This is a genomic window from Tropicimonas sp. IMCC34011, from assembly GCF_003390865.1.
In the GTDB taxonomy this organism is placed as follows: Bacteria; Pseudomonadota; Alphaproteobacteria; order Rhodobacterales; family Rhodobacteraceae; genus Tropicimonas_B.
The window spans coordinates 283075-299814 of sequence record NZ_QMEJ01000005.1; the positions used below are offsets into that span (position 1 = coordinate 283075).

At 67.9% G+C, this 16740-nt stretch carries 15 protein-coding genes; 11 read left to right on the top strand and 4 right to left on the bottom strand.

Annotated features, from left to right (window positions below):
• The first annotated feature begins 3 nt into the window (after positions 1-3).
• Together paaZ and DQG15_RS15645 are read left to right on the top strand one after the other, a co-directional pair.
• Positions 4-2073: a phenylacetic acid degradation bifunctional protein PaaZ gene (paaZ, locus tag DQG15_RS15640; RefSeq protein WP_116086844.1), complete on the top strand. Its 2070-nt coding sequence runs from the start codon at positions 4-6 to the stop codon at positions 2071-2073.
• The gene (locus DQG15_RS15645) at positions 2070-2693 is read left to right on the top strand and encodes a transferase hexapeptide repeat family protein (RefSeq protein ID WP_116086846.1); all 624 of its coding nucleotides are present in this window, start codon (positions 2070-2072) and stop codon (positions 2691-2693) included. The genes paaZ and DQG15_RS15645 overlap by 4 nt, the downstream gene beginning before the upstream one ends.
• Here DQG15_RS15645 and DQG15_RS15650 read toward each other — a convergent pair.
• From DQG15_RS15650 to paaG, 4 genes are all read right to left on the bottom strand, one after another.
• Positions 2677-3276, bottom strand: coding sequence for a TetR/AcrR family transcriptional regulator (locus DQG15_RS15650; protein ID WP_116087259.1), 600 nt, complete (start codon positions 3274-3276; stop codon positions 2677-2679). The two genes, DQG15_RS15645 and DQG15_RS15650, sit on opposite strands and share 17 nt — an antisense overlap.
• 73 nt (positions 3277-3349) lie before the next feature.
• Positions 3350-4657 carry a phenylacetate--CoA ligase PaaK gene (paaK, locus tag DQG15_RS15655; RefSeq protein ID WP_116086848.1) on the bottom strand — a complete coding sequence of 436 codons (1308 nt, stop codon included), beginning with the start codon at positions 4655-4657 and terminating at the stop codon, positions 3350-3352.
• Positions 4654-5121 carry a hydroxyphenylacetyl-CoA thioesterase PaaI gene (gene paaI / locus DQG15_RS15660; RefSeq protein WP_116086850.1) on the bottom strand — a complete coding sequence of 156 codons (468 nt, stop codon included), beginning with the start codon at positions 5119-5121 and terminating at the stop codon, positions 4654-4656. Before paaI ends, paaK begins: the two co-directional genes overlap by 4 nt.
• A gap of 1 nt (position 5122) precedes the next feature.
• Positions 5123-5911, bottom strand: coding sequence for a 2-(1,2-epoxy-1,2-dihydrophenyl)acetyl-CoA isomerase PaaG (gene paaG, locus DQG15_RS15665; RefSeq protein WP_116086852.1), 789 nt, complete (start codon positions 5909-5911; stop codon positions 5123-5125).
• A 90-nt stretch (positions 5912-6001) separates the two neighbouring features.
• Here paaG and paaN point away from each other — a divergent pair, with 90 nt between their 5' ends.
• The 9 genes from paaN (at position 6002) to DQG15_RS15710 (ending at position 16733) form a co-directional block, all read left to right on the top strand.
• Complete coding sequence (gene paaN / locus DQG15_RS15670; RefSeq protein WP_116086854.1) at positions 6002-7660, top strand: phenylacetic acid degradation protein PaaN; 1659 nt, start codon at positions 6002-6004, stop codon at positions 7658-7660.
• Positions 7661-7706: 46 nt separating this feature from the next.
• A complete protein-coding gene (locus DQG15_RS15675) occupies positions 7707-8849 on the top strand; it encodes an ABC transporter substrate-binding protein (RefSeq protein WP_116086856.1) in 1143 nt (380 codons plus the stop codon).
• Positions 8850-8941: 92 nt separating this feature from the next.
• Complete coding sequence (locus DQG15_RS15680) at positions 8942-9814, top strand: branched-chain amino acid ABC transporter permease (protein WP_116086859.1); 873 nt, start codon at positions 8942-8944, stop codon at positions 9812-9814.
• 4 nt (positions 9815-9818) lie between these two features.
• Complete coding sequence (locus DQG15_RS15685; RefSeq protein ID WP_116086861.1) at positions 9819-10766, top strand: branched-chain amino acid ABC transporter permease; 948 nt, start codon at positions 9819-9821, stop codon at positions 10764-10766.
• Positions 10763-11548, top strand: coding sequence for an ABC transporter ATP-binding protein (locus DQG15_RS15690; RefSeq protein WP_116086863.1), 786 nt, complete (start codon positions 10763-10765; stop codon positions 11546-11548). Before DQG15_RS15685 ends, DQG15_RS15690 begins: the two co-directional genes overlap by 4 nt.
• A complete protein-coding gene (locus DQG15_RS15695; RefSeq protein WP_116086865.1) occupies positions 11535-12230 on the top strand; it encodes an ABC transporter ATP-binding protein in 696 nt (231 codons plus the stop codon). Before DQG15_RS15690 ends, DQG15_RS15695 begins: the two co-directional genes overlap by 14 nt.
• Before the next feature lies 1 nt (position 12231).
• Positions 12232-14172 (top strand): 3-hydroxyacyl-CoA dehydrogenase NAD-binding domain-containing protein, encoded by a 1941-nt coding sequence (locus DQG15_RS15700; RefSeq protein WP_116086867.1) that lies wholly within the window; start codon positions 12232-12234, stop codon positions 14170-14172.
• Positions 14173-14285: 113 nt separating this feature from the next.
• Complete coding sequence (locus DQG15_RS15705; RefSeq protein ID WP_116086869.1) at positions 14286-15026, top strand: sulfite exporter TauE/SafE family protein; 741 nt, start codon at positions 14286-14288, stop codon at positions 15024-15026.
• An 87-nt stretch (positions 15027-15113) separates the two neighbouring features.
• Positions 15114-16733 carry an MFS transporter gene (locus DQG15_RS15710; protein WP_116086871.1) on the top strand — a complete coding sequence of 540 codons (1620 nt, stop codon included), beginning with the start codon at positions 15114-15116 and terminating at the stop codon, positions 16731-16733.
• Positions 16734-16740: the final 7 nt, after the last annotated feature.

Sequence of the window (16740 nt, forward strand, 5' to 3'; positions counted from 1 at the left end):
CAGATGTTCGACGTATCCGCAGCCCCGCGCCGGCTGGAGAGCTACCTGTCCGGCCGCTGGTCCGCCGGGGATGGAGAGGGCAAGCCGCTCGCCGACGCCGCAACGGGAGAGACCGTCGCCTATATCGGCGCGGATGGCCTGGATCGCGGCGCGGCGCTTCAGTGGGGGCGCGAGGTCGGCGGGCCGGCGCTCCGCCGCTTGACGATCCACGAGCGCGCGCTGATGCTCAAGGAAATCGGCTTGAAGCTGATGGAGCGGAAGGAAGACTTCTACCAGGAGAACTTCCGGACCGGCGCGACCCGGCGGGACGGGTTCGTCGACATCGACGGCGGCATCGGCACCCTTCTGACCTTCGCATCCCGGGCGCGCCGCGAATGGCCGAACGCACACGTCCTTCCCGAGGGGCCGGTGGAGATGCTTTCGAAGGACGGCTCCTTCGTCGCGCGGCATATCCTGAGCCCGCTCGAGGGCGTCGCGATCCACATCAACGCCTTCAACTTCCCCGTCTGGGGGATGCTGGAGAAGATCGCGCCGGCGCTGATCGCTGGCGTCCCCTGCCTCGTGAAGCCCGGCTCGCAGACGGCGTTCCTCACCGAGAGTGTCGTGCGTGCCATGCTCGAGATGGAGATCCTGCCGGACGGGGCGCTCCAGCTTTTGTGCGGTTCGGCGGGCGATCTTCTGGATCACGTCATGCCGCAGGACGCGGTGACCTTCACCGGCTCGGCGGGGACGGGCCGCAAGCTGCGGACCCATCCCGCGATCGTCGAGAATTCCGTGCGCTTCACGATGGAGGCGGACAGCCTGAATGCCGCGATCCTCGGGCCAGATGCAGGACCGGAGAGCGAGGAGTTCGCCCTCTTCATCCGCGAGGTGTCGAACGAGATGACGGCGAAGGCGGGGCAGAAATGCACGGCCATCCGCCGCGTCATCGTGCCCGCGGCGCTCGAGGATGCTGTGATCGACGCCCTGAAGGAGCGGCTCGGCAAGACGCAGCCGGGCCTTCCCGATGCCGACGGCGCGCGCATGGGGGCGCTCGTCAGCCTCGGCGAGAGGGACGCGGTTCGGGCTCAGGTCGAGCGGCTTCGTGCCGAGGCGGAGATCGTCTTCGGCGATCCGGGCGAGGTCCGGGTCGAGTCGGGAGACCCGCAGAAAGGCGCGTTCCTGGGTCCGATTCTGCTGCGCTGCGCTTCTCCGATGGAGGCCGTAGCGGTCCACGAGGTCGAAGCGTTCGGCCCGGTCGCGACGATCCTTCCCTATGAGGACGTGGACGAGGCGATCCAGCTGGCCCGGAAGGGCAGGGGCTCCCTTGTCTCCTCCCTCTTCACCAACGATGCGGAGGTGGCGCGGGAGGTCACGCTCGGGATGGCGCCCTGGCATGGCCGCGTCCTCGTCGGCAATCGCGGCTCGGCGAAGACGTCCACGGGCCACGGGTCCCCGCTTGCTCCCCTGATCCATGGCGGGCCGGGGCGCGCAGGTGGCGGCGAGGAGATGGGCGGCATGCGCGGCGTGAAGCATTTCATGCAGCGCACCGCCGTTCAGGGAACGCCCGAAATGATTGCCGCGATCACCGGCGAATGGGTTTCGGGCGCTCCGTCGCGGGCGGACGTTCATCCCTTCCGCAAATCCCTTGCGGAGCTCCGGATCGGCGATCAGGTCCTCACGGACGCTCGGGAAGTCACGCAAGAGGACGTGGAGCACTTCGCCGAGTTCACCGGCGATACGTTCTACGCCCACATGGACAGCGACGCGGCGAAGGCGAACCCGTTCTTCGACGACCGCGTGGCCCATGGCTACCTGATCGCCTCCTTCGCGGCGGGTCTGTTCGTGTCGCCGGAGCCGGGGCCGGTTCTGGCCAATTACGGCGTCGACAACCTGCGCTTCATGACGCCAGTCTATTTCGGGGACACGCTCCGGGTCCGACTGACCTGCAAGGCGATCAATCCGCGCGAGAGCGCTGAGCATGGTGAGGTCCGATGGGATTGCCTCGTGACCAACCAAGACGATGAGACCGTCGCGGAGTACGACGTCCTCACGATGGTGGCGAAGACCTGGCCGATGCAGGAGGAGGCGTGACCCCGCAGGTCTATGCCTGGGACGGGATCAGGCCGGTCATCGACCCGGCCGCCTTCGTCCATCCTGCCGCGATCCTGATCGGTGACGTGATCGTCGGGGCCCAATGCTATGTCGGCCCCGGCGCGGTGCTGCGCGGCGATTTCGGGCGAGTGGAGCTGAAGCCCGGCTCCAACCTGCAGGAGACCTGCGTCTGCCATGCCTTTCCCGGCAAGGACGTGGTGGTCGAGGAGGAGGGGCATGTCGGCCACGGCGCGATCCTGCATGGCTGCCTTATCGGGCGGAACGCGCTCGTCGGCATGAATTCCGTGGTGATGGACGAGGCCGTGCTCGGCGAAAGCGCCATCCTCGGGGCGCAGGCCTTCGTGAAGGCGGGTCAGGTCATTCCGCCCCGCACCATGGCGGTGGGCTCGCCCGCAAAGGTGCTGCGGGAGCTGACCGAGGAGGAGATCGCGTGGAAGCGGCAGGGGACCGGGGTGTATCGCCAGCTCGCCCGCGACGCGCGGGATCGCCTGACGGTGGCCGAGCCCCTAAGCGCCGTGGAGGCGGGGCGGAAGCGCGCCGAGGCCCCTGATTACGATCCGCTGGTGCTGGAGCGGCGGGGCTTCATCGAACGGCCTTGACGCCTTCGAGGATCAGCGTCGTCGCGACGTCCGCATATTCGTCGCGGGTGATCGCGCCGCCTTCCCGGAACCACATGTAGACCCAGTTCATCATTCCGAAGAGGGACATGGTGACCGGCATCAGCAGGGACCGCTCGGGGGTCACGAGGTCCGGGTTGATCTGCAGGATCACGGCAGAGAAATGGGCCACGATCCTGCGTTCGAGCGTCCTGATCTGGGCCTGCTGCGCGTCGGTCAGCGCCGGACCGGCATTGAGCTGGACCTTATGCTCGTCGTCGGCGCCCCGGTAGACCTCCAGCGTCGTGCCGATGAGCATGCGCAGGCGCGCCTTCGGCGCCTCCCCGTTATCGGTGAGCGAGGCCAGCGTCGCCTCCATCCGCTCCAGGTGATCGAGGATGATCGCGAAGATCAGGGCATCCTTGGAGGGATAGTAGTGATAGAGGAGCGACTTCGAAACGCCCGCCTCCTTGGCGATCTGGGACATGGACGCCTTGTCCATTCCCTGGCTCGCGAAGACATGGGCGGCCTCCTTCAGGAGGATCCGCTGTTTCTCCTCGAAATCGCTCGCTCTCGTTCTTGCCATCAGCCGTTCTTCCATTCGTCGCGCCGGCGCCGGGGTGTGCTATCCCCCGCGCCGGCGATAGGCCAGTCCGGCGTCAGCTTTTGCGGGAATCGAGGACCCGCTGCGCCTTGCCCTGGGATCGTGCGACGCCCTCGGGATCGTGCACGCGGACCTCGGTGGAGATGCCGACGACGGACTTGATGTGATGCGCCAGCTCCTGCGCGGATGCGGAACGGGCGCCTTCGTGGGCGCTATCGGGCAGGCACTCGACATGGACGATCATCGCATCCATCCGCCCCTTCTTCACCAGCTCGATCTGGAAGTGCGGCGCGAGACCCTTGCACTTGAAGAGCTGCTCCTCGATCTGCGTGGGGAAGACATTGACGCCGCGCAGGATGATCATGTCGTCCGAACGTCCGGTGACCTTCTCCATCCGGCGCATGGAGCGCGCGGTGCCGGGCAGGAGGCGCGTGAGGTCCCGCGTCCGGTAGCGCACCATCGGCAGGCCTTCCTTGGTGAGCGTCGTGAAGACCAGCTCCCCCATCTCGCCGTCCGGCAAAACCTCTCCCGTCTCGGGGTCGATGATCTCCGGGTAGAAGTGATCTTCCCAGATGTGCAGCCCGTCCTTGGTCTCGACGCATTCGTTGGCGACGCCGGGGCCCATGACCTCCGAGAGGCCGTAGATGTCGACCGCGTGCATGTCGAAGAGGTCCTCGATCTCGCGGCGCATCTCGTTGGTCCAGGGCTCTGCGCCGAAGATGCCGACCTCGAGCGAAGTTTCACGTGGATCGATACCCTGGCGGCGGAACTCGTCGAGGATGGAGAGCATGTAGGACGGCGTCACCATGATGATCCGGGGCTTGAAGTCCTGGATCAGCGTGACCTGCCGCTCCGTCATGCCGCCCGAGATCGGGATTACGGTGCAGCCGAGCCGCTCCGCGCCGTAATGCGCGCCGAGGCCGCCTGTGAAGAGCCCGTAGCCGTAGGCGACGTGGCAGATGTCGCCGGCGCGCCCGCCCGAGGCCCGGATCGACCGGGCGACGAGGTCGGCCCAGTTGTCGATGTCCTTGGGGGTATAGCCAACGACGGTGGGCTTGCCCGTCGTGCCCGACGAGGCGTGGATGCGCGACAGCTTCTCCCGGGGGACGGCGAACATCCCGAAGGGGTAGTTGTCCCTGAGGTCCTGCTTGGTGGTGAAGGGGAACTTCGCGAGATCCGCCAGCGTCCGGAAATCGTCCGGATGAACGCCCGCCTCGTCGAACTTCTTCCGGAAGAACGGGGAGTTCTCGTAGGCGTGAGAGAGCGACCAGCGCAGGCGGCTCTCCTGCAGGGTCGCGATCTCGTCGCGGCTCGCCGTCTCGATCGGGTCGAGCAGGCCGGGATCGGGGGTCAGGTCCATCATGTCGGACTCCCTGTCATGGTGTCATCCTCCTCCAGAATGGGCTGGCCGAGGCTGCGGGAGTGCCCGCGGAACTCGGCAACGACCGTCCCGTCGCTGCGGGCGACGCGGATGTCGTAGATGCCGGTGCGACCGGTCCGGGCGACCTCGCGTGCCGTCGCCGTCAGCCGCTCGCCGACGATGCCGGGACGCAGGAAGCTGACGGAGCAGTGCTGCGCGACGGTCCTGACGTCGTAGGTGTTGCAGGCGAAGGCGAAGGCGCTGTCCGCCAGCGTGAAGATGTAGCCGCCGTGGAGCGTGCCATGGCCGTTGCCCATGGCTTCCGTCGCGGTCATCGACAGGGTCGCCTCGCCCGGTGCGATGCGCTCGATCTGCATCCCGAGGGCCTGCGATGCGGGATCGGACCGCCACATCGCGGCGGCGCAGGCTTCGGCGAGGGCCTGGGGGTCCGTCTCGTGATCCGCCATCTCAGCGGCCCCGGAACGCAGGCGCGCGCTTTTCGAGAAAGGCGGTGACGCCCTCGGCATAATCGTCCGAGTTGCCCGCCTCGCGCTGAGCGTCCCGTTCGAGATCGAGCTGGGTATCCAGATCGTTCGTCGCGGCGTCCTGGATCAGGCGCTTGGTGAGGCCAAGGCCGACGGTCGGGCCCGCGGCGAGCTTGCCGGCGAGCGCGGTCGCCTCGTCCATCAGCGTCTCGTCCGGCACGGCGCGCCAGATCAGGCCCCACTCCGCGGCCTGATCGGCCATGAGCGGCTCAGCGGTCAGAGCCAGCGCCTTCGCACGCGGCTCGCCGAGGATCCGCGGCAGCCACCACGTTCCGCCGGAATCGGGGACGAGACCGATCTTCGCGAAGGCTTCGATGAACTTCGCCGATTGCGCCGCGAGAACGATGTCGCACGCGAAAGCGATGTTCGCCCCGGCGCCCGCCGCGACGCCGTTCACCGCGCAGATCACAGGCTTCTCAAGCGATCGGATCAGCCGGAGCAGCGGGTTGTAGAAGGTCTCGATGGTGTGGCCGAGATCGGCGCGCCCTTTGCGGGGATCGCGGTCCCCGAGGTCCTGCCCGGCGGAGAAGCCGCGGCCGGATCCGGTCAGGAGAACGGCGTGGATAGCGTCGTCGTCCCTGGCCCGTTCGAAGCCCGCGTAAAGGGCGCGGTGCATGTCTTCATTGAACGAATTCAGCTTGTCCGGACGGTTGAGGGTCAGGCGCAGCACGCCGTCCTCGACCGCCGTGAGGACGGTATCTTCTGGTGTCATGGGTCTCCTCCCACCTCGCTCGGCAAGGCCAAAATGAAACTTGCATAAACCGACCGTTCGGTCAATAATGTTATTGGAGAGGGAGGAGACATGGCTGATTTCATGAGTCGTCATGGCGATCTGCTGTCGCGCGCGGTCGAGGCCTCGAAGGCGCGTGCGTTCTGGACGCCGTTTCCAGAGATCCCGAGCGGCAAGATCTACGGCGAGAGCGCGCGGACGGACGGGGCAGAGGCGTTCGCCGCCCTGAAGGATACGCCGTTCGAGATCGCCGGTCATCCCGAGGAGCGCCGCGTCGGAGGCGAAGTCTCTCCCTGGGGCGGTGCGCTTGGCATCACCTATCCCGCCGCCTGCCCAGACACCCTGATCGAAGCGTCCGAATCGGCGTTCGACGTCTGGTCCGAAGCGCCCGTAGAGACGCGGATCGGCGTCTGCCTCGAGGCGCTGACACGGCTGAACGCGATGAGTTTCCTGCTTGGCCACGCGACGGAGCACACGACAGGGCAGGCCTTCCCGATGGCGTTCCAGGCCGGCGGACCGCATGCACAGGATCGCGGCCTCGAGGCCGTTGCCGCCGCCTATGACGAGCTGACCCGACATGCCGCCGAGGCCCTTTGGGAGAAGCCGCAGGGCAAGCGCCCGCCCATCGTCATCCGCAAGCAGTGGCACATCGTGCCGCGCGGCGTCGCCCTTACCATCGGCTGCAACACCTTCCCGAACTGGAACGGCTATCCCGGCCTCTTCGCCAGCCTCGCCACCGGCAACACGGTTATCGTCAAGCCTCATCCGGGCGCGATCCTACCGCTTGCGCTGACCGTTCGTGTGCTGCGCGACGTCCTGGCGGAGGCGGACCTGCCGCGCGATGCGGTGCTTCTGGCTGCAGACGAGCGGGGCGCAGAGATCACCGAGGACCTGGTCACGCATTCCGCGACGCGGATCGTGGATTACACCGGCTCCGGTACCTTCGCCTCCTGGATCCGTCGGTATGCCGGACAGGCGCTCTTCTTCAGCGAGGAGACTGGAGTGAATTCCGTCACGATCCTCGGCACGGACGATTTCCGGGGCATGTGCGCGAACCTCGCCTTCAGCCTGTCGCTCTACTCGGGGCAGATGTGTACCTCGCCGCAGAACGTCTACGTCCCTCGCGGAGGGATCGAGACGGACGAGGGGCCGAAGACGTTCGACGAGGTGGGCGCAGGGCTCGCTCAGGCCATCGACGCGCTGCTGGAGGACCGCGATGCGGCCGCCCAGATATGCGGCGCCATCGTCCGCCCGGAGGTTGCCGAGCGCGCCGCGGAGGCCGCCAGTGCCGGGCGGGTGATCCGCTCCGGCGGCGAGACCGGGCATGGCAGGAGCGCGACGCCCTGGCTCGTGGCGGTGGACGGGCCCGAGGGCCCGCAGGAGGACGAGTGCTTCGGCCCCGTCGCGTTCCTCATTCCCTGCGACGACGGGGAAGCGGCGATTTCGGCGGCGTCCGGCATCGCGGCCTCGAAAGGTGCGATCACGGCCGCGCTCTACTCGCGGGACGAGGGGGAGATCGACCGCGCGTCCCGCGCCTTCGCACGAGCCGGGGTCAATCTCTCGGTGAACCTCACCGGCGGGATCTACGTGAACCAATCGGCGGCGTTTTCCGATTTTCATATCACCGGAGGGAACCCGGCCGGCAACGCGAGCCTGACAGATACGGCCTTCGTCGCGCCGCGCTTCCGGCGCGCGATGGTCCGGTGGCCGGAGGCCCCGAAGCACGCCTGACACTGGAACGCCTGACTTACGACTGTCTGACATGGGAGGAGACGACATGACGATCCGTACAACCACAGCCCTGCTGACCTGTGCCGCCATCGCGGCGGCCGGCACCGCGGGAGCCGAGATCCGGCTCGGCGCGAGCCTGTCCGCCACGGGGGGCGCGGCCTTTCTCGGCGACCCCGAGGCGAAGACCCTCGAGATGCTCGTCGAGCAGCTCAACGAAGAAGGCGGCATCGACGGCGAGGAGGTCGAGCTGATCCTCTACGACGACGGCGGCGATCCGAACCAGGCCCGCACCTTCGCCACCCGCCTGATCGAGGATGACGAGGTCGTGGCCATCATCGGTGGCTCGACCACGGGCACGACCATGTCCATCGCCTCGCTCGCCGAGGACGAGGGCATCCCGTTCATCTCCCTCGCCGGCGCGATCCAGATCATCGATCCGGTGCGCGAGTACGTCTTCAAGACGCCGCATACCGACCGCATGGCGTGCGAGAAGATCTTCGAGGACATGCAGGCGAGGGGCTTCACCACCATCGGCATGATCTCCGGGACCGACGGCTTCGGCGCGTCGATGCAGGCCCAGTGCAAGGAGGTCGCCGGCGACTACGACATCGAGATCGCGGCGGACGAGACCTACGGGCCGCAGGATGCGGACATGACCCCGCAGCTCACCCGCATCCGCAACACGGACGGGATCGACGCGATCCTCAATCCCGGCTTTGGCCAGGGTCCTGCCATCGTGACGCGGAACTACAGCCAGCTCGGCATCGACACGCCGTTCTACCAGAGCCACGGCGTCGCCTCCGATGCGTTCATCGAGCTTGCCGGTGCGTCTGAATCCGAAGGGGTTCGCCTGCCGGGCACGGCGCTCCTGATCGCGGACCTTCTCGAAGAGGGCGACCCGCAGCGGGAGGTCGTGACTTCCTACAACGATGCCTACCGCGAGCAGTACGGAGAGGCCCCCTCCACCTTCGGCGGCTATGCCCATGACGCGTTCCTGCTCATGACCAATGCCATCCGCGAGGCGGGGTCGGACGATCCGGACGCGATCCGCGACGCGCTCGAGGCGACGGACGGCCTCGTCGGCACCACCGGCACCTACACGATGAGCGAAGAGGACCATCTGGGCCTCGACCTCTCCGCCTTCCGGATGCTCGAGATCACGGATGGCGGCTGGTCCTCCGTCGAGTAACGGGGCGCCCTGAACGACCTCCGCCCGGCGGGACATGATCCCCGCCGGGCTTCTCCGGTTTCGCCACATCCCCACCTTCAGTGGAGACGTCCATGGACGCCTTTCTGCAGTTCGTCTTTTCCGGTCTGACGGTCGGCGCGGTCTACGCGCTCGTCGCGCTCGGGTTCACGATCATCTACAATGCCTCGGACGTGGTGAACTTCGCCCAGGGCGAATTCGTCATGCTGGGCGGGATGATCACGTGGTTCGCGCATGATGCCGGCCTGCCGCTCTGGGCCGCCGCGCTCATCGCCATCGCGCTGACGTCCCTTGTCGGCGTCGCACTGAACAAGCTGGCGATCGAGCCCGCCCGCGGCGCACCGGTGATCTCGATCATCATCATCACCATCGGCGCCTCGATCCTGATTCAGGGGGCGGCGCAACTCGTCTTCGACAAGCAGATCCACCGCTATCCCGCCTTCAGCGGCGATGCCCCCATCGAGGTCATGGGCGCGACGATCCTGCCCCAGTCGATCTGGGTGATCCTCGGCGCGCTGGCCGTCTTCGTCGCACTCTGGCTGTTCTTCACCCGCACGCTCATGGGCAAGGCCGTGCTCGCGACGGCGAACAACCGCCTCGCCGCGCAGCTCGTCGGCATCGACACCGGCGGCATCATGACGCTGTCCTTCGCGCTCTCCGCCGCCATCGGCGCGCTCGCGGGCGTCCTCGTCACGCCGATCACGCTCGTCTCCTACGACGTGGGGGTGGCCCTTGCGCTCAAGGGCTTCGCCGGCGCGATGCTCGGTGGCATGGGAAATCCCAAGGGGGCCCTCGTCGGTGGTCTGGTGCTCGGCCTCCTCGAGGCGCTGACCGCGGGATATCTCAGTTCGCAATACAAGGACGCCGTTGCCTTCATCGTCATCCTCGGGGTGCTGTTCGTGATGCCGCAAGGCCTCTTCGGCAAGACCGCGGCGGAGAGGGTGTAAGCGGATGTCCAAGTGGATTCAGCTGGCGATCCTCGCCGCTCTCATCGCGATCCTGCCGGTCTTCTTTCCCTCCGGCTACTATTACCGGATCGGCGCTCTCGTCTTCGTCAACGGGATCGCGGTGCTCGGTCTCGTCATCCTGATCGGCTTCGCCGGGCAGATCAGCCTCGGTCACGCGGGCTTCGCCGGGATCGGCGCCTATGCCTGCGCGCTGGCTCCGGAGCAGTTCGGCCTGCATCCGGCACTCGCGCTCCTTCTGGGGGCGGTGCTGTCCGCCGGGATCGCGGCGCTGATCGGCCGGCCGATCCTCAGGCTCAAGGGCTATTACCTCGCCGTCGCGACGCTCGGCTTCGGCATTCTCGTCGCAATGACCATCCAGAACGAACGCGCCCTGACGGGGGGTCCGGACGGGATGGCGGTTGAGGAGCTCGGCCTCCGCGACCTGCTTCGCGACCTCGGCTGGCGCGTGTCGGGCGGCGAGTTCTGGTATGGCGTCTGCGGCATCGCGCTTCTGATCGGCGCGTGGATCGCGCTGAACCTGCGGGACAGTCCGACCGGGCGGGCGATGCGGGCGCTGCACGGCTCCGAGATCGCCTCCCGCACCCTCGGCATTGACGTTGCCCGGCAGAAGCTCGTCGCCTTCGTCATCTCCGCGGTCTTCGCCTCCGTGTCCGGCTCGCTCCTGGCGCTCCAGAACCGCTACATCACGCCGGACGTGGCGGGCTTCATGCATTCCATCGAACTCGTCACCATGGCGGTCCTCGGGGGCGCAGGCTCGGTCATGGGCGGCATCTTCGGCGCCGCGATCCTGACCCTCCTGCCGCAGGTGCTGACCGTACTGGCCGATTACGAACAGGTCGTCCTCGGGGTCATCATGGTCACGGTGATGATCTTCATGCCGCAGGGCCTTCTGCCCTCAATCGCGCGTCGCCTGAGGAGGACCCGCAAATGAGCCTTCTCGACGTCTCCGGCCTCGGCATCACCTTCGGCGGGCTCAAGGCGGTGGACGACGTGTCCTTCGCCGTGCCGGCGGGGGAGATCGTCTCCGTCATCGGCCCGAACGGCGCCGGCAAGACGACGCTGTTCAACATGATCTCCGGCGTCTACCTGCCCGGCCGCGGCACGGTTCACCTGAACGGGGTCGAGGTCACAGGCCAGACGCCGGACAAGCTGGCTCCGATGGGCCTCGCCCGGACGTTCCAGAACCTCCAGATCTTCCACGAGATGTCCGTGCTCGACAACGCCGTCGCGGGCTTCCACCTGCGGGAGCGCGGTTCTGTCTGGGCCGACCTCCTCGGCCTGCCCTCCGTCCGCCGCCGGGCGACCTTCGCGAGGGACGGGGCGATGAAACTCTTGGAGCGGGTGCGGCTCGGCGATCTGGCCGAGGAGGAGGCGGGGAACCTCTCCTACGGCCAGCTCAAGCGTCTCGAGATCGCCCGGGCGCTGGCGGTGGATCCGAAGATCCTGCTTCTCGACGAGCCCGCCGCCGGCTGCAACGCGGTGGAGACGGAGGAGATCGACGCACTGATCGCCGAACTGGCCGGGGAGGGCATCGCCATCCTCCTCGTGGAGCATGACATGAAGCTGGTGATGAAGATCTCGAACCACGTCGTCGTTCTCGATCAGGGCCGCAAGATCGCCGAAGGTCCGCCGGAGCAGGTCTCGCAGAACCCCGAGGTCATCGCCGCCTATCTGGGCGCGGATGGTGAGGAGGCGCTCCATGCTGAAGGTTGAGAACCTGACCACCCGCTATGGCAGGATCGAGGTCCTGCACGGCATCGACCTCGAGGTCGCGGAGGGGGAGATCGTGAGCGTCATCGGCGCGAACGGCGCCGGCAAGACGACGCTCCTGCGCTGCCTGTCCGGTGTGCAACCGATTTCGGGCGGCAGCATCCGGTTCAGGGGCGAGCCCTTGACCGCCGCGCCGCACAAGCGCGCCGGCCTCGGTCTCGGCCACTCTCCCGAGGGCCGGCAGATCTTCACCAATCTTTCGGTGGAGGAGAACCTGCGCCTCGGCGGTTACAGCCGGAAGGGCGCCACGCGGGAGGATATCGCCGAAGCCTACGAGATGTTTCCCATCCTCGGGGAAAAGCGCCACCTGCCCGCGGGGGGCCTCTCGGGAGGGCAGCAGCAGATGCTCGCCATCGGCCGCGCGCTGATGTCCCGCCCGGCCTGTCTTCTTCTCGACGAGCCGTCCATGGGCCTCGCACCGCTCCTGCAGAAGCAGATCTTCGACACCGTGGAGGAGTTGAAGGCGCGCGGCGTCACGGTTCTCCTCGTGGAGCAGAATGCCTACGGCGCGCTCAAGATTTCCGATCGCGGCTATGTCATGGAGACCGGCCGCATCACCATGTCGGGGCCGTCCGCCGAGCTGGTGGCCGATCCCCGCATCCGCGAAGCTTACCTGGGGGTCTGACATGTCCGTCCTGACGATCCGCCGCGAGGGCGACGTCGCCATCGCAACGCTCGACAATCCGCCCGTGAACGCGCTCTCGCTGGAGGTCCGGCAGGCCCTCTGGGACGCGGTGGAGGAGCTGGATGCAGATCCGGACGTGCGGGCCGTCATTCTTGCCTGCGCCGGACGCACCTTCATCGCCGGTGCCGACGTGAAGGAATTCGGCAAGCCCCCCGAGCCGCCGCATCTGCCGGATCTGGTGGCTCGCATCGAAGCGTCCGAAACGCCCTGGATCGCCGCGATCCACGGCTCCGCCCTCGGCGGCGGCCTCGAGGTTGCGATGGGCTGCCGGTTCCGGATCGCCCATGAGAGCGCAAAGGTCGGCCTGCCCGAAGTCAACCTCGGCATCATCCCGGGGGCGTCCGGCACGGTCCGCACGCCGCGGCTGATGGGGGCGGAAGCCGCCGTCGAGCTCGTGACATCGGGACGTCCCATCTCCGCCGCGAAGGCCAAGGAGGCGGGGCTAATCGATGCCGTCGTTGCAGGCGATCTCGAGGAGGAGGCGCTGGCCTTCGCCCGGAGCGCGCTGGAGCGTCCGCTGCCGCCGCGCACGTCGGAGCGACAGGTCGAGGCGCAGCCGGACAGCTTCTGGCAGGACGCAGCCAAGGCGGCGTCGAAGGCCGGTCACCAAGCGCCGGTGCGTGCGGTGGACTGCCTGCGTCTCGCCACGGAAGCGTCCTTCGACGAGGCGATGGCGCACGAGCGGGAGACGTTCCTGGAGCTTCGCGCCGCCCCCGAAGCCGCCGCGCTTCGCCATGTCTTCTTCGCCGAGCGTGCCGCGCCCCGGCCCGCGCATCTCAAGGGTGTCGAGCCCGTGGACATCGCCTCTGCCGGCGTCGTCGGCGGCGGCACAATGGGGGCCGGCATCGCCACCGCCCTTGGCCTCGCGGGTCTACCGGTCACGGTCATGGAGACGAGCGCGGAGGGCGCCGAGCGCGCGAAATCCCGCATCCTCGGCAATTTCGACGGCGCCCTGAAGCGCGGCAAGATCGACGCGGCGGAGCGGGAGAGGCTCGGTGACGCGCTCAAGGTCACGACCGATGTGTCGGACCTCTCCGGCTGCGATCTGGTGGTCGAAGCGGTGTTCGAGGATCTCAAGGTGAAGCGGGATGTCTTCGCCCGCCTCGCGGCGGCATGCGGGGAGGGGACCATCCTTGCCACGAATACCTCCTATCTCGACCCCCGGGAGATCTTCGCCGGGCTGGAGGGGCAGGGGCGTTGCATCGGGCTGCACTTCTTCAGCCCCGCCCACGTCATGAAACTGGTGGAGATCGTGCCCCTGCCGGGGACGGCACCGGAGACGGAAGCCGCGGCCTTCAAGCTCTGCGCGCGCCTCGGCAAGATGCCGGTGCGGGCGGGGATCTGCGACGGTTTCATCGGCAACCGCATCCTCAAGCGATACCGCGCCGAAGCGGAGGCGCTGGTGGAGCAGGGCGTCCCCATCGCAGAGGTGGACGCCGCGATGCGCGGCTTCGGCATGAAGATGGGACCGTTCGAAGCGCAGGATCTCGGCGGTCTCGACATCGCCGCCGCCCAGAGAAGCGCCGCGCGCGAGGCGGGCGAGGATGTGCCCGAGACGCTCGGAGACCTCCTCGTCGCTGCGGGCCGCAAGGGTCAGAAGAGCGGCGGAGGCTGGTACGACTACGCCGAGGGGGACCGCACGCCGCAGCCGTCAGGCAAGGTATCCGAGCTTCTGTCGTCCCGCATCCGGGGCACTGCGGATCTTCCCCGCGAGGACATCGCCGCACGTCTCGTGGACGCGATGGCCCGCGAGGGGGAGGCGATCCTCTCCGAAGGCATCGCCGCCCGCCCCGCCGACATCGATCTCGTCGAGATCCACGGCTACGGCTTCCCCCGCCGCACGGGCGGACCGATGCATCATTCTGGCCGAAGCCAGGAGTGAGCTGACCTCGGGGGGCGGGGGGTGCCGGAGTGCCGGTATGGGCCGCCCCCTCGCCCTTCGCGGCCCTGGCCGGTAGAGACGCCGGGTGAGGCCCGGACGGCGAGGGACGCGCGGTGGACCATCTCTACATCCTGCTTATCGCGGCGCTGATCGTCGGAGCCTCCAAAGGGGGGCTGGCCTCGGCCGGGGCGATCGCTGTGCCGCTGTGTTCGCTGGTGATGAACCCGGTCGTGGCGGCGGCGGTCTTGCTCCCGGTCTTTCTCGTGACCGACTGGGTCGGCGTCTTTCTCTACCGCCGGGATTTCAGCGCGCGGAACCTTGCCATCCTGATCCCGGCGATGTTCGCGGGCGTCCTTCTGGCCACCGTGATCACGCCCTATACGCCGGAGCCGCTCCTCTTGATCGTCACCGGCCTGATCGGCCTTTGGTATGTCGGGCGCAAATGGCTGGCGCGGGGCCCGGAGGGGCCGGCTGCCGCGGCACGGGTGGCGCCCGGTCTCTTCTGGGGGGTGCTCACCGGCGTGACCTCCTTCATCACCCATTCGGGCGCGCCCCCGGCGCAGGCCTTTCTTCTGCCGCAGCGCCTGCCGAAACTTCAGTTCGCCGGGACCATCGCCATTGCCTTCGCGGCCGGCAACCTGGCCAAGCTGCCGGGATACTGGGCCCTGGGCGCGCTCGACGGGCTGGACTGGACGCTGACGGCGATCCTCGCGGCGACGGGCATCGCCGGGACCATCCTCGGCCGCAGGCTCGTGGGGGTGCTGCCGGATGCGCTCTACCTGCGCGTCATCGAGGTCCTGCTCTTCGGCCTGTCCATCGTCCTGATCACGAAGGGCGCGCTTGGCGTTCTCTGAGACGTCCGGGCGCGCGGGCAGAGCCGGGGACTATCCCTTGCGCGACGGTCGCGCTAGGACGGACGGACCTTTCGAGACGGTCGCCCCATGACGCCACCCAAATCCTTCGCCCCCTTCAGGACGCCCGGATATTCAGGCTACTGGCTGACCGGTCTCGCGGCGAATTTCGGCTGGCACATCCAGCTCGTCGGGGCCTCCTGGGCGATGACGACGCTGGGCGGGACGCCTGAGCTCGTCGCGCTGGTGCAGACCTCAGTCGCGCTGCCGATCATGCTTTTCTCGCTGCCCTCGGGCGCCATCGCCGATGCACTGGGGCGGCGAACGACGGTGATCTGGGCGCAGGCCTTCACCCTCGTCGTGTCCACCATCCTCGCGGTCCTTGCCTTCATGGGCATGCTGACGCCGTGGCTCCTGCTCGTCTTCACCTTCCTGATTGGCTCCGGGAAGGCGCTGTTCCAACCCGGCTGGCAGACCCGCGTCTCGGAGATCGTGGCAAAGGAGACGCTCCCGCAGGCGATCGCGCTGAATTCCGTCGGCTTCAACATCACCCGCAGCGTCGGCCCGGCCATCGGCGGCGTGATCGTGGCGACGGTGGGGGCCTTCGCGGCCTTCTTCGTCAACGCGGTCTCGAATCTCGGCGTACTCCTGGTGGCCTTGCGCTGGGAGAAGATGAACGCGGCGGACCGGCTGCCGCCGGAACCGGTCGGAAGTGCGATGATCGCGGGCCTGCGCTACGTCATCATGTCCCCCGGGATCCTGCTCGTGATGTTGCGCGGCACGGTGTTCAACTTCGCTGCCATCTCCGTCATGGCGCTCCTGCCGCTCGTTGCGAGGGATCTTCTGGACGGGGGCCCGCAGGTCTACGGCATTCTTCTCGGCGCCTTCGGCGTCGGGGCCATCGTGAGTGCCTTCGCGGGGAGCGGGCTGCGCGCGAAGATGTCCCTCGAAGCTGTCGTGCGGGCCGGGTTTGCGGTCTTCGCGGTGGCAGCGGCGCTCATGGCCGTCAGCCGCTCGATGCCGCTGACCCTGTTTGCCTCGGCGCTCGCGGGGGCGAGCTGGCTGGTCACGATGTCGACCTTCAACACCACTGTCCAGCTGTCCGCCCCGCGCTGGGTCCTGAGCCGGTGCCAGGCGATCTACATGACCGTGGCGTTTGGCGGGAACGCGTTCGGCAGTCTCTTCTGGGGGTACGTGGCGGGCGATCTCGGCGTCGCCATGGCGCTCTACGTCTCGGCGGTGATGCTCATCCTCGGCATCGGGGTCGGCTTCGTCTTCGCGCTCCGGGAACTCGACACCTACGGGCTCGATCCGCACAGACCGTGGACGCCGCCGCAGATCTCCCTCGACATGCTGCCCAAGAGCGGCCCGGTGATCACCACGATCCGCTACCGGATACGCGAGCAGGACGTGCCGCGCTTCCTCGGGCTCATGGCCGAACGCCGCCGCCACCGGTTCCGGGACGGCGCCCGCCGCTGGGTCCTGTCGCGGGACATGCAGGACCCGGAGATCTGGGTGGAGCGCTACAAGACCGCGACCTGGATCGAGACACAGCGGCACAACCAACGCCGCACCGTGGCCGGCGCCCGCGTGGCCGAGGAGCTTCGCGAGCTGCATCGGGAAGGCGGTCGCCCCGAGGTGCATTACGAGCTGGCCCGCCAGCCCGTGGTGCCGGGCGATCACGCTCCCATCGGTCACGTGGACCATTGAAGAAGGG